Origin of the sequence: Flavobacterium hankyongi, assembly GCF_036840915.1 — a bacterium.
Lineage (GTDB): Bacteria > Bacteroidota > Bacteroidia > Flavobacteriales > Flavobacteriaceae > Flavobacterium > Flavobacterium hankyongi.
In genome coordinates, this window is sequence record NZ_CP085725.1 from 975943 (window position 1) to 989595 (window position 13653).

11 protein-coding genes are annotated in these 13653 nt (G+C 27.9%); all 11 read right to left on the reverse strand.

Annotated elements, in window-relative coordinates:
* Positions 1-13: 13 nt before the first annotated feature.
* The 11 genes from LJY17_RS04525 to LJY17_RS04575 all read right to left on the reverse strand — a co-directional run bounded on the left by LJY17_RS04525 (position 14) and on the right by LJY17_RS04575 (position 13564).
* Positions 14-2665 carry a hypothetical protein gene (locus tag LJY17_RS04525; protein ID WP_264542664.1) on the reverse strand — a complete coding sequence of 884 codons (2652 nt, stop codon included), beginning with the start codon at positions 2663-2665 and terminating at the stop codon, positions 14-16.
* 26 nt (positions 2666-2691) lie between these two features.
* Positions 2692-3198, reverse strand: coding sequence for a hypothetical protein (locus LJY17_RS04530; protein ID WP_264542665.1), 507 nt, complete (start codon positions 3196-3198; stop codon positions 2692-2694).
* Positions 3199-3280: 82 nt separating this feature from the next.
* Entirely contained in the window at positions 3281-3526 is a 246-nt protein-coding gene (locus LJY17_RS04535; protein WP_264542666.1) for a hypothetical protein, read from the reverse strand.
* Entirely contained in the window at positions 3510-4163 is a 654-nt protein-coding gene (locus LJY17_RS04540; RefSeq protein WP_264542667.1) for a hypothetical protein, read from the reverse strand. The genes LJY17_RS04535 and LJY17_RS04540 overlap by 17 nt, the downstream gene beginning before the upstream one ends.
* Position 4164: 1 nt before the next feature.
* Positions 4165-5358, reverse strand: a complete 1194-nt coding sequence (locus tag LJY17_RS04545) for a cytochrome P450 (RefSeq protein WP_264542668.1) — start codon at positions 5356-5358, stop codon at positions 4165-4167.
* Between the two features lie 2 nt (positions 5359-5360).
* Positions 5361-6770: a radical SAM/SPASM domain-containing protein gene (locus LJY17_RS04550; protein ID WP_264542669.1), complete on the reverse strand. Its 1410-nt coding sequence runs from the start codon at positions 6768-6770 to the stop codon at positions 5361-5363.
* Complete coding sequence (locus LJY17_RS04555) at positions 6757-7986, reverse strand: hypothetical protein (protein ID WP_264542670.1); 1230 nt, start codon at positions 7984-7986, stop codon at positions 6757-6759. The genes LJY17_RS04550 and LJY17_RS04555 overlap by 14 nt, the downstream gene beginning before the upstream one ends.
* 2 nt (positions 7987-7988) lie before the next feature.
* A complete protein-coding gene (locus LJY17_RS04560; RefSeq protein ID WP_264542671.1) occupies positions 7989-9989 on the reverse strand; it encodes a prenyltransferase/squalene oxidase repeat-containing protein in 2001 nt (666 codons plus the stop codon).
* A gap of 310 nt (positions 9990-10299) precedes the next feature.
* Positions 10300-10467: a hypothetical protein gene (locus LJY17_RS04565; protein WP_264542672.1), complete on the reverse strand. Its 168-nt coding sequence runs from the start codon at positions 10465-10467 to the stop codon at positions 10300-10302.
* Between the two features lie 54 nt (positions 10468-10521).
* Entirely contained in the window at positions 10522-11436 is a 915-nt protein-coding gene (locus LJY17_RS04570) for a GLPGLI family protein (protein ID WP_264542673.1), read from the reverse strand.
* A 223-nt stretch (positions 11437-11659) separates the two neighbouring features.
* Positions 11660-13564 carry an SPFH domain-containing protein gene (locus LJY17_RS04575; RefSeq protein WP_264542674.1) on the reverse strand — a complete coding sequence of 635 codons (1905 nt, stop codon included), beginning with the start codon at positions 13562-13564 and terminating at the stop codon, positions 11660-11662.
* Positions 13565-13653: the final 89 nt, after the last annotated feature.

A 13653-nucleotide genomic window follows, 5' to 3' on the forward strand; every position in this document is an offset into this window, starting at 1 on the left:
CGAGCTAAAATAATTAGTTAAAATTAAACTTGACAACAAAAGTTATCTGGCTTGGACGAAGCTGTATTCTGGAATAAGATTCATAAAGTGAATTTAAATTGTAGGTTTCAAACACAGATCTATTAGTTATGTTTGACCATTTTAATTCAAAATCAATTTTCTTCTTTGTATATGTAAACTGGTAAGAAATGTCATAAAATGGATTTTTATAAGTTGAATTCAAGTCTTTAGAATTTATTTGATCCCAATTAAAACCAACCGTATGATTTTCTAAAGGATAGATAAACAAATTCAACTTGTGAACTAACATTTTATTAATTATTTCTATGTTACTAAAACCAAATTGTTTTGTTTCTCTATAAGTTACATTATAATCAAAACTTAACCACTTAAAAAAAGAATTATTTATCTTAAATCCGATACTTTGAGCTTGTGTATCGACATCACTTAGGCTCCCATTATATTTTTGCTGATCATTTGAATTTGTATAGCCATAAGATATTGACGAATTTGTCTTAATTTTTGGAAAATACTTACCAAACTCACTAACAAAAGTATTTGTTAAACTTCTGTTGGAAAAAATTTCAAAATCGACTTGTTTAGCACCGTTAATCACGGTACTATTTGCTATTAAATTTCTTCTAGAATGAGAATAACGGTTACCAATATTAAAAAAGAAATTATTAAAAGGGTTTCTATATTCTATTTTTGCATTAACATTTTTGCTATTATTTTCTTGTATAGGATTGTCAGAATTCATCCTAGTTAAATTCAGCGGATTCAACAATATATTTCCCGAATAAATGTTACTGATATCTCCAAACTTATAATTTATACCACTCTGTAAAGAGGTTTTCCAAAATGATGCAAATAAATATTGTGCATAAATAATAGGTTCAAATGTAGTCTTAGAAAAAAGTTTTGAAGTATTTCTAAGAGAATCATTAATGTTAATGTAATTAAGATTTAATGGCATTTTGAAATAAAACATCCAAGAATCTTTTTTGTAATTTATATCTAATGAAGAATAGGGGTTGTAATAATTGTATGATACATCGTTTAAAAAATCATTTGGATTTGCCTGAGTTGCATCAATCGAATAGATATTTGAAGTCATATAATTAAAGTCATAATTCAAACCTACTTCAGGAGTAAATGTCCATGCATTTTTACTAAAACCAATATTAGCAGATTGATCTGCTTGAATCGATTTAATACTAAAATCTTGAAATATACTTGACGAACTTATTCTATCACGCAAAATTCCAACATAATCTTTTGGGTCTACAATAAGCAATTGATTATCTGTTTGATAATTAAAATATGATTTAATGTTTATCATTTTGTATTTCCAAGGTACAATGGCACTTAAAGAATTTTGAAACGATAATGTTGGCGATTCAAGTCTTTCTTTTCCTATATAAGAATTGAGTTGAGTTGTGGCTTTACTTATGTTCCAAAATCTAGAAAAAGATGAAATATTTTTAAAAAATGTGCTTTTGGAATTCTTAGTAAGAATTACTTCTGTTTTAAATTTATTTGTATAAAAAATGTTAGCAATCTTGTTAACTAAATAATTATTATCTTGAAAATAAAATATATCAGAATAAGATTCATTTTTTACTTCGTTGTTGGTATAATTAGAATTTGCCTTCAATTCCCATTCTTTGTTTTTAAATGGATTTGTTAAAAGATTAATAGATAGATAATGGACATTGTTTCTCAAATACCTTTTTTCTGGGATATTTGGCATATTAAAGGTTTCTAGGGCTAACCATTCCTTTTGGGATACTTGATTACGCTTACCTTCCCAAACATTACCAAAGGCTAATATTTTATCCTCATTCTCAACACTTTCTCCAAAATTATTAGACTTATAGTTAATCACCCATTGATTTTTTTGCCCAAAAAACATTGGGGTTAATTTTGCATTCCATAGAAAAGTATCTCCATAACCAGATCCTAATTCGGCTCTACCCGTCATTGCTACTTTCTTTTTAAGTTTTATGTTTATGGCAGCTTGTTCAGAGATAATTTTATCTTGCAACATCTTAACAGGTTGATGATTTTCTAAAACTTCAACCCTCAATACATCATCTTTAGGAAGTGAATTATTAATCGTTCCATAAGCACCCTCCATTAAATCTTTGCCATTAACATAAAATTTATTAATAGCTGTACCTTGATAAAGTACTAATCCTTCAGGGCTGACATCAACCCCTGGAATTTTCTTAAGAACATCTGAAAGGGTTCTATCAGATTTACTTTCAAATGATTTTAGATTATAAGATATAGTATCTCCTCTTTTTGTAATTAATTGTGTTTTTAGCTTTATTTCTTGTATCTCAATAACTTCTGCTTCTAAAATAAAATCATGCTTTTGACTCTCATTAGTAACACGTTTAACCTGAGATTTGTAGTTAAAAGCCTTAATCTTAAGATCCATATTTGATTCTGAAGATGTAAATGTAACGTTATATTCTCCTTTAGAATTAGTAATTCCATAAGCTATAACTGTTTCTTTTCCAATTTCTTCAATTGTGACGCTTGCACTTGCAATTAAATTACCATCAATATCCTTTGCAACACCTGTGATACTTTTTTGAGATAAAACTGCACCTGAGAATAATAATAAACAGATAAATATTATTTTTTTTAATAGCATAGAAGTATTTAAAAGTACCTTTAAGATTAAACTAATTGTTTTTCTTTAAGTATCTCTAAAGGAATTGAACCAAAATATTTATCATACGTTGCATTAAAAAAATTGATTTTTTGAGGTTCAATACTTTCTGATAAATAAATTTCTAAAAAATGATATAAAGGCATATATCTTTGAAATTGCTCTTTATTATAATTAAACAATGATATTAATCTGGATTTTGAATCATTGAATTCTGAATTTAAAAACATGTAATTAAAGATTAAATCATTTAAGAAGAATAAACGAAATTCTTGATATTCGTCCCCTTCAATAGTTTCATAACAATCATTAAGAGGCTCTAATGAAGTTTTACCTGAGATTAAAAAATTAACTATCTCATAGACCATATTATTAGCTTCATTGATTTCTTCTTTAAAAACAAGTACTTTTAAGAGGTTTTTATAGTGTGAAATACTATCAAAAATTATAATTGGGAACTTATCTCTAATGTTTTTGTTTATCTCAAGAGTATTATAAATTCTTTCAAGAGCCATATCATAATTTTTAATTTTAAAATAATAATAAGATTTAGCTCTGTCATAGGAATTCCAAATCAGTTGAGATAACAAGAGATTATTATTTGAAACTTTTTTTTTGATAGTGTTCACCAATTGCAAAAAAATATTCAGCCAAATTTATATTTGCTCTAGCAGATTCAACCCCGTCTGTAAAAAATTTAGAAACCATGTATAAGGTTTGTCTTTCTTCAACCGTTAGATGATTCTTCAAAGAATTCATATAATAAAGCACATATCCACTTTTTTCAATCAATGTATTTTTGTGCCATTGTAATCTATTTTTCTGATTAATTATTTTTTGCATTGATCTTATATTTTAAAAGTAGTTTCAATTTGAAATTTTCAATAATCTGTTCTAGATTTTGTTTATCAATTTTTCCAAACATTTTATATTCATCAATAGGAAGTAAAAATGCCTGCGTATCAATATTTCTTTCAATCACTTCTGAATAATAAGTATAACTATTTTGAACCGAAACATCATTTAAAGGCAAAAAAAGATTTTCATTATCAGACACATAAACCAAGTACATTTTTTCATTGTTATCTAAAAAATCAAACTCTTCTCCATTATCCATGAACTCTTTTAATTTTGATTTTTCTTTCATCAAATATTCTGACAATGTTCCTTTAACATTATTTAAATCGTAATTTTTATCTTCATTTTCCTCATAATTTTGATAAAGAATTCTATTTAAATTTAAAAGATATAGTTCTTCATTTTCTTCTTTTGGGATTATAATTTCATAGTGCATTAGCATTGAAAATATATTGTCTGGTAAAATAGAAAAGTCACCTCTTTTTAGTAATTCACTCAAACCAGCATGAATTTTTATTCCCATTTTTTTTCTACATGAAAAAATGATTTTTGACTCTTTTTGATCATCATTTTCTACGAATGAATCGCTCAATATTATATATTTAGAAAGCTTAAATTCCATACTATTTGTTTATGCTAACAATTATTTTCTTTGGTCCTCTTTGTATATATTGCTCATTTTTCCATGATGTATTTGAAACTTTTAAATGATCAATATCCAAATTGCTTATTAAGACCTCAAATGCAGTAGCAGATTGTAATTGAGCTAATCTTGCACCAATACATCTGTATGCACCAAATCCATAACTTAGGTGCTGAGGATTTCTATCAATTTTTATTTCTTCGGGATTTTCGAATTTTTCAGGATCTCTATTCGCAGATCCAATACAAACAAGAATTTGACTTCCAGCTACAATTTTTACATTTCTAACTACAATATCATTTTTGGTAAACATTAATGAAAACTGAACTGGACTGTCATATCTTAATAATTCATCAATACAATTAGCTATTAATTCTGGTGAATTTTTCAAATTGTTGTAAACGTCTTGGTTTTCATAAAGTGATAGAAACCCATTCCCTAAAAAATTCATCATATTGTCATGACCAGCATAAAAAAGAAATAATAACAAACACAATGCAAATTCATTTGATTCCCCTGCTAATTTACATGACTCAATTAGTGAACTAGCCAAATCATCATCTAGTGTTTTAGATTTATTATCGATAAATTTTTGCAAAAAAATTAAAAATTCTTTTTCAATAGGATCTTCAGGATTTAAATCGTTTATAAGTGTTAAATATCCATTTTTTAGTTTTCCAACCAGATTAATTAAATATGGAATATCATCTTCTGGAATACCTATTATTCTACTTATAGTTTCAAACGTATATGGGTTTGCAAAATCACTTACGAAATCAAATTTACCTTTGCTCAAGCATTCTTTTATGTACTTTTCTGCTGTAAGCTTCATAGCAACTTTTTCAAATTTTAAATTTCGTGCAGCCAATCCATGGAGAACTTTTTTCCTATGTGGGCTATCTATTTCTGGAGCATAAGCATACATTGTTTTAGACATTGTACTTTGTTTTCCAAAAAGCGCAAATTGAGTTTGTGTATCTTGACCCCAATGAGAAACAGAAGGATTTTGCATTATAGAAACTGCATCATCATACTTCATAACCAACCATCTCATTGGTGATAATCTTTGGATAGGCATTTTATCTCTTATTTTTTTATAATCTTTATAAGGGTTATTCCCATTAAACATATTAGGTATACCTCCTAAAAAACTTTTGACCAAAGCTTTTTCCATAATTAGCAATATTTCATGTTCTCTATTTGAATATTTTTTTCGAAAACTTCTAGATATTCAAATAGTTCAGTTTTTGTTTTACTATGTATTTTTATCTCCTGTAATTGAATTTCATCTTTTATACTATATCTGATAGTTGGACATGGAGCATTTCCTTCCATCCATGACTTAGGACATGCACTACCACAAATTGGAAATATTTTACATGAATTACATTGATATCCTTTATTCCCCCAAACTTTATCGTACCAATCCAAATGATTTCTTTCATTTGATATTCCTTTGTTAACATTACCAACTACATATTTTGAATTTTTATATACATCAGTAAAAGAAACTTCTGTACAATTGTATACGTTTCCGTATGTGTCATACATTTCAGAATTATTGCTAGTAAGCATGCATGTATTGTACTTCCTTTTTGCAATATTATTTACATTGTACCCTAACTTAATTTTTAACAACTCCCATTTTAATTTGTAATACGCAAATTCTTCTTTTCGGAGTGATTCCATATGTGCATCGTTTTGCGCCCAGGAATAAATGGATGCAAAATATAAATGCTCTATTTTATTGTGCAAGTTATCCTCAGCTAATTTTTTGATAAGTGGTTCTACACCTAAAAAGTTCTTTTTATCTACATTACATCTTATTGTGACTTTTTGATTTTCTCTCGAAAAGAAATCAGAATTTAAGATATTGAAAACGTTATTGTATATAATATCAAAAGAACCTTCTTGATCTTTTTTTAAGTATCTGTGTGAATCATGAAATTCTTTCAAACCGTCTAAAGTGATTTCAAATTGAGTAATTTTAAAATCGTCAACCATTTCTCTATATATATCTGGTTTCAAACTCATTCCATTGGTAACCAAAATAGAATTTTTCAACTCAACTTCTAATTCATCACAATAATTTCTAATTATAGTATTAAGCTTCCTCATTGTATTAATACCAGTTAATGGTTCTCCACCAAACCAACCAATGGTTAAAGCTTTGTACTTAGTATTTTTTTTTAATTTTTCGTATATCCTTTTACCAATATTAGCTATTGTTTCATCTGTCAAAACATCTTTTTTGTGACTTTGACCACAATAATAGCAACCTAATTGACACCAAGCACTTGGTTGAATAACTTCAAATAACGTCGAATCATCAATTTCATGCTTCTTATTTTCTCCAATTAAAGTTAACAACTCATCATCATCAGAATTAACTATTATTTTGTCGTTGATAAACTTATCAAAAGTTGAAGAGGGTATTTTACTAAAGTCATTGTTCTTCAATAAATCTGCAAACAAATTTGATATTCTTAAAAGCTTATTTGTAATAGTAGAGTATATCAAAGTTTGATTACTATCTATAAAACTTTGATTAAAAAATAAATAATGAGAAAGTCTATATTTTTCCATAACGTTTGTTAAAATGATCTTTAAAGTTTTTGTAGAAAGAAATAATAATAATTGCATAAAAGACTGCAAATGGGAACAATGCAACTATATTTTTTTTATACCAATTAAATTCTGTAGGCTGATTGATTAAAATTCCGCAAACAAAATAGTATAGATTTTTAGGAAAATATATGATTGAATTGTGTTGCTTAATTACCATATAAAAAAGAATATATAAGATAAAAAGTATAGAGATATTTCCATAAACTATTAGCATAACATCTCGTTTTGAAGGATTAAAATTTTTATTTATTCCAACTATCCATCCATAAAATTTGCCTGTAATTCTAGAGGACCTTTCCCTCAAATTAGTTATATTCATCAAATCACTTAATGCCCAATATCCGTCATATCTTAAAAAGGGATTAAGATTAAATACCACACCAATAAGAATTAAACTTATTAAGGAAACTATCCTTATATCATGATATACAAAAAAAAGTATGCTAAAAAAGGCTGTAATTATTAATTGCATATAAACTCCGCCTAAATCAACAATTAATCTTTCTTTTCTGTGTAAACGCCATGCATCAGTAACATCAGAAAAGAATACAGGTGATAAAATATAAAACCCAAAACCAATGCTTCCACCTTCACCTCCATACTTTTGACAGGCTGCAGAATGACCAAATTCATGAAAAATTAAAGTCAATAAGTTTATGATTATAAAGTTCACAAATAGATCGCCATCAACTGCATGATAAACTTTGGAAAAACTCACATAGAAAAATGGTGAAATCGTAATTAAAGTTGACAAAAAAAGTATTGGATAAAAAAAGGTTTTATCAAAAGCTGGTGTGAATAATTTTGAAACTCTTTTTACAATGTTTTTGTTAAAAATTGTAATCTTGAACCATATATATTTATTTTTAGTCTCAATACGGCTTACATCATCACCATCAAAAATTCCATAACCAAATAATTTTTCTTGAAAAATTCTTAAAATTGTTTGATTAGACAACTTATAGCTAGAATTTTCATTATAAATATTTTTTATATCCTCTATAGAATTTTTTCCATTAACTAATTTTAAAATTTCAATTACTTCATTAGTTAAATACAACTTTGATTTTATTTCATCATCAATACAAATGATGTGATTTTTTTCATCAAATTTTTTCCATGAACAATTATCGTTAATCCTAAGTACTCTAGATAGGTCAATAGTAGTTTCCATTCCTAATTTTTTAATTTCGAAAATCTTCTAAAAGCTCTTAACGCGATACTTGTAGTGAATAAAGCATATTGTTCTCCCGTAATACTGTTACCGGCTCCATATGAATTAAAGACGAATTTATTATTTGGTTTCCATTGCTTAACATTTGGATTCGGAATGACCTGATAATTAGTATTTTCAAAAGAACCATTTGAAAGCTGATTATCAAGAAGCCATTTGCATATTTTTTCTGCTTCAACTGAAAATAATTCAAAGTAGTCTTTATTCAAACAAATTGTGTCTAAAACTAGAGCTGAGTAGAACGCACTCTCCTTTTTATTTAAAGGACAAACGAAGCTTCCATTCTTGGCCTGTAATTTTAATAATGTTTCGATTTTTTCCTTAATCAATGCAGTGTCTTCTTCATTCTCATTAATTAAAGATTGAATAATAAAACAGGTTGAATATATTGGTGATGTCCACCAATATGAATCCCAAACCCCATTTTTATTAGTGTTTGAAAGAAGATATTGTTTCAATTTTTTTACATCAACATGTTTTTCCATTTTCTTGGTAACCACAAAATAATAAGCAAGTGCACTAACACAAACATGAGATTGAACCCAACCTTTAACATGATTCTCTTTAAGATTTAATTTTTCTAATAAATAGGTATCATTTTTTGAATAAGTACTAAAACCACCATCCTCATTTTGACCATATTGCCATGCTTTAATACGCTCGTGATCATCATTATTCTCAATTACATTAATAAGAGCACATGTAGTAGAATCAAAATCGTAAGACCAATCAGTATTGTAGCCCCATAAATTGTTATTTTGGAACTTATTCAAAAACTCAACAGATTTTTTTCTCTCAACATCTTCATCGCTTAAAAAAGAAGAAATAAAACCTGTAGCCCATAAATTACTTAAACCTTGCTTATTGGAATTTTCATACCAACTACCATTCTGAAATTGAAGACTAGTAATATATTTCTTTGAAATTGAAATTGCATTATTTAAAGTATTTGAATCAAGTTTAACTTTATCTTTTGTTTTGTTTTTAATTAATACATCGACTCTATAACTTTCAGTTTGCACTTTGTAAAAAACTATAGAATTTAAAACAGAAGACAAAAGCTTTTTATATTTAACTAACTTAGTGTCATATTTCTCGCATATTAATATAGCTTTTTGCAGATACTCTATAGACAATGTGAGTAATTTTTCTAAAACCCCAGTAGAAATTAAGAGTTTTTCTAGTTCTTCATTACTATAATCATTAAATACTAAATTCTTATTTTTCAACCATTCATTTAAAAACACATGACCTAAATTATTCTTTTTGAAAATCAAGTCTTTCTTAAAATCCTCTATATCATCAAGAATACAGCGTCCAATTGAAAAGAAATTATTTATTTTAACTAAATCATCATACATTTCCTCATTTTCATTGTTACAATAAAAATTGAAAACATCTACTGCAACATTTGTGAAACTACATTTTCCAACACATAAAAATTCATATTCATTTACAGTTAAATCAATATTATAAAAGCTATCCATTTGAATACTCTTCAAGAAATCATTATTTCTTTTCTCCCAAGTTTTCCAAAATGAGTCATTCTTTCCAAAATAATAACCTAATATCATTAATGCTTGCTCATGATAAATATGAGATTGCAAAATTTGAATTTTATAAATATTTTTCTTTAACTCTTCATTTTCCAATATCATATCTTGATCAGTTAATGAATCAAGGCAAAGCAAATATTTAAAATAAAAATAACCTGAATTACAGATATCATTAATGAATTTTTTATTTCGTAAACCAAATGCTTCTTTAAAAAATTTTGGTATTATAAAATAAAATTTGTGATCTAAAAAATTTTCAGGGAAAGCTATCTGCTTAAGGCTACTTGGAATATTTATATTGTCAATTAAATTATAAATATGATTCAAAGAGGAATTCAAATCATTTTCATTTAGATCAATCTGAAGTCTATTTGTTAAATTCAACATAATATTACATGGATTTAAATTCTTACAATATTTTAAAAATCAATAAGTTTAAAAAACTGAACAACTTCAAGATTTTTAATTGTTTTAAAAAAATATCAGAGGAGAATATTAAATTGATACTTATAGCTATCAAAGTAGTTTAAACTAATACTTACATTTTTTTGAAAATATTAACCTTAAAAATTAGCTAAACTCAAATGATAAAAAGATTTAAAATATCATTTAACACGCAACTTTTGAATGTTTAGTTTTTGTTAAAAAAAAAGGCTCCTAAAAAAACAGAAGCCTTTATTTTTGAGGTTAGAGCTAATTAAGCTAACCAACAGATTTTGTTTCCTCCATCTGCAGCTTCAATTTCTGAAGCAGAAATAGAAGCCATTTCTAATCTGTTTTCTAATTCCTCAACCTGAAATAGGTTTAACATTTCTTGTTCAGATACAATTTCGATGTTAGCATCTTTTTGGTTCTTGTTGTTCATAAATTTGATTTTAAAGGTTAATAAAAAAAGTTTAAGTTACTCTTAAACAGTATCTTAGTTCAATTCAATAGGATTACTATTTGAATTCAATATATCTTTTAAAATTTTATTCTGATTATCTATCATTTGCCCATACGTAATTTGGCTTCCAGGCATTTTTTGTGACATCATCTCTGGTTTCACTTGCCCTCTCATAGCAGCCAATGGATCTTTCTTATACTCACTGTAAACTTTTTCAAACTTTGATCTATTGATATAGTTTACTTTAAAATTACCATTATAATATAGGTTATCAGAAAATGAATATTCATTATACTTTTCAATTTTTTTATTTCCTTTCAATATCCATTGATAATCATTTTCCAAATCATTAATACTAACTATCATACCCGGAAGTCCCTTAAATTTATATGGCCCATCTTGAAAAGGTAAATCCAATGTAAACCAAGCCTCCCATGCTCTACCTCCATATTCCATGATGGCTTTCTGGCAATTATAACCTTCAATTACAGATTTTTCAGCAAGTACTTTCCAATTCAAATCAACTTTTTCTTTATAACCATATAAATTTTTTTCAATTCCTTCAACAAACGAAATTTCAAAATCTGGATATGATTTATATACTTTGTAACTAAATTTTGGCATCTTTATCAATTTTTCCATCTGAACAAAAACACCAGTTTTTTTCATTTTTTCTACCTCTAACTGCAAAATAGAATCTTGAGACATAACTGTGTAATCTCTGTAAATTGATTTTTCTTTTAAGACATCAAGAATCGTGATGATTTTTTCTACTTGTTGTACATTTTTATTTGGCTTATAAGAAAGCTCATAAAAAAATCTTTGTGCTACTTGTAAATTTTGTTTATCTTGACCTTTGACAAAAAAAGAAATCAGCAAAAATGAAGATGAAAGAAATATTTGGAAGTGTTTTTTTGAAACAATAGTAAAGTTAAAATTCAATGTCATTTGTAAGATTTTTCTTATTTTTTAGTAAATTTAATAATTATTAGATATAATCCAAAAAAATAATTAAAAAACTAGTTTATTTATAATTAGATTAAATTAACAAATATATTCTTATATTATTAAATTAGACTCTATTGAAGCTATGTCTAATTTGAAACTATTATTTGTTGGATAACTAAAGTAGTATGTATAAAAAAACGCCTCAATTGAGGCGTTTTCATTTTTAATCATTTTCTTTTTTGTCCTTATTGGCATCCATCAATTCCATTAATTTCATACCTAACAAACCGCTAATACCACCATCAGCACCATTAGTTCCAGAAATTAATACATCTGGAATAACCTTAATATTACCTTTACCAATTTCTTCGGTAATTTTGTAACGCGTAAAGTTATCACCACCCATCGCAGATACTTGTAACTGATATGATTCTGCAGTTGATTTTCCTATTGCCATAATCTTTTCTGCTTCTGCCAAACCTGTTTTAGAAATTTTTTCTGCTTCAGCACTAGCATTCAATCTTGTAGCTTCAGCTTGAGCAGCAGCTTTTGCTTTAGTAGCTTCCGCATCAGCGATAGCTCTCATTTTTGTAGCTTCAGCTTCAGCATTCACATTCAATTTCAAACTAGTTGCATCCCCTTCAGCCTTCTTAACTGTAGCATCGGCAGTACGTTGTGCAATTTCAACACTTTGTGAAGCTCGAACAATTTCTTTTTGCATATCAGCAATTGCTGTCTCTTTCTCCATTCCCTGACGTTGTTCTTGAGCCATTTTTTGCGTCTGATATGTTTTTTGCTCCTCTTCAGCAATTTTTCTATCAGTCAACGTTTTCATTAATGAATCTGGAGGAACAATATCACCAATTAAAGTATCCACTGCATTTACATTGTACTCATCTAAAACCACTTTGATATGATTTTTTGCCGATTCCTGACGCTCTTTACGGGTACTTAAGAACGAAATCACATCACTTTCTTGCGCCGAGTTACGGAAATAGTTACCAATTGTTGGTTCTAATACCTGAGAAACCAAATTTGTCATACTACCAAAACGTGCAATAACTTTAGGTGCTTCGTTAGCTGGTACATGGATAATTTGCGACACGTCAAGATTGAATGGGAAACCATCTTGTGAACGAACGGTTATCGTAGATAAGTTGTGGTCTAGATTATGTGACTCACTACGAGCATCAGCCCAGTTTAATACTAAGTTAGTAGTTGGCACTGGTTCCAATTTAGTGGTATACTTATTCAAGGCATACTTTCCTGGTCCAAGAGGCTCCATCCAAACACCTCTTTGTCCTTTAGATACAATATTACCGTGTTTAAAATGCTCGCCAGTTACATCTTGACCATCTTCACCAATATATGAAATAACAACACCAACATAACCAATAGGGACGTCTGTCATGGGTGTTTGTTCTATTTGAATGGCCCAAGAATTAATATAATATGAACCTGCTAACATCACTTGAGGTTGTAAACCACGATTTCCTCCTTGACTTAAAAAGGCATCAAAATCCTGAAAATTATTATGACCATCAACAAATTTACCTGCAATTTGTCCAATTGGAATTGGTTCACCGTCAAGAGCAGTAACAATTCCCACCATATTTTCAAAGATTTTTATTTGATCTGCAATAACGATTTCAAATAAAAAGGTATTTATACGGTAAGAACCTGTTGTTATGAAAGCTGTTTGGCGCCCTTTTTGCCCTCCATTATTTAAGAATGATGTAGCATCTTGAAAATTATCACAATCTACTTTTCTAGCTAAAATTCTACCTGTTGGAATTTCCTTACCATCTTTACTTAATACTAAACCAATCTTTCCCTCAGGAATAATTGTAAAAGGAGTCATATCGACAGAATACTGCCAAATCCACATTCCCCAGTATAAACCAGGAGCTAATGTTTGAGCCTGAAAACCAGCTTCTCCTTTTGTTGCAATGATGCGTCCATCAGGTAATGATTTATCTGCTCCAAAAAGCACGAATTTTTTGGTTACCAAACCAATTTTGTCTTCTGGTACTATTACCATACCGAAGAAAACTCGTAAAACGAATTTGTAAAATAGGACAGCAAATACAATAAGTATTAGCCACCAAAATGAAAAAATTGATGTCATTTTTTAGAAAATTTGATTAGAACATTTTGTTTTTGAATTTTTAAAAAATTAATCTCTAAATACTGGTTATTCCTTTATTGGTTAATCCA

Coding starts and splice junctions, on each gene's coding strand:
- LJY17_RS04535 (WP_264542666.1), bottom strand. CDS start 3,526: ATGCAAAAAATAATTAATCAGAAAAATAGATTACAATGGCACAAAAAT.
- LJY17_RS04530 (WP_264542665.1), bottom strand. CDS start 3,198: ATGGCTCTTGAAAGAATTTATAATACTCTTGAGATAAACAAAAACATT.
- LJY17_RS04550 (WP_264542669.1), bottom strand. CDS start 6,770: ATGGAAAAATATAGACTTTCTCATTATTTATTTTTTAATCAAAGTTTT.
- LJY17_RS04540 (WP_264542667.1), bottom strand. CDS start 4,163: ATGGAATTTAAGCTTTCTAAATATATAATATTGAGCGATTCATTCGTA.
- LJY17_RS04555 (WP_264542670.1), bottom strand. CDS start 7,986: ATGGAAACTACTATTGACCTATCTAGAGTACTTAGGATTAACGATAAT.
- LJY17_RS04545 (WP_264542668.1), bottom strand. CDS start 5,358: ATGGAAAAAGCTTTGGTCAAAAGTTTTTTAGGAGGTATACCTAATATG.
- LJY17_RS04560 (WP_264542671.1), bottom strand. CDS start 9,989: ATGTTGAATTTAACAAATAGACTTCAGATTGATCTAAATGAAAATGAT.
- LJY17_RS04525 (WP_264542664.1), bottom strand. CDS start 2,665: ATGCTATTAAAAAAAATAATATTTATCTGTTTATTATTATTCTCAGGT.
- LJY17_RS04565 (WP_264542672.1), bottom strand. CDS start 10,467: ATGAACAACAAGAACCAAAAAGATGCTAACATCGAAATTGTATCTGAA.
- LJY17_RS04570 (WP_264542673.1), bottom strand. CDS start 11,436: ATGACATTGAATTTTAACTTTACTATTGTTTCAAAAAAACACTTCCAA.
- LJY17_RS04575 (WP_264542674.1), bottom strand. CDS start 13,564: ATGACATCAATTTTTTCATTTTGGTGGCTAATACTTATTGTATTTGCT.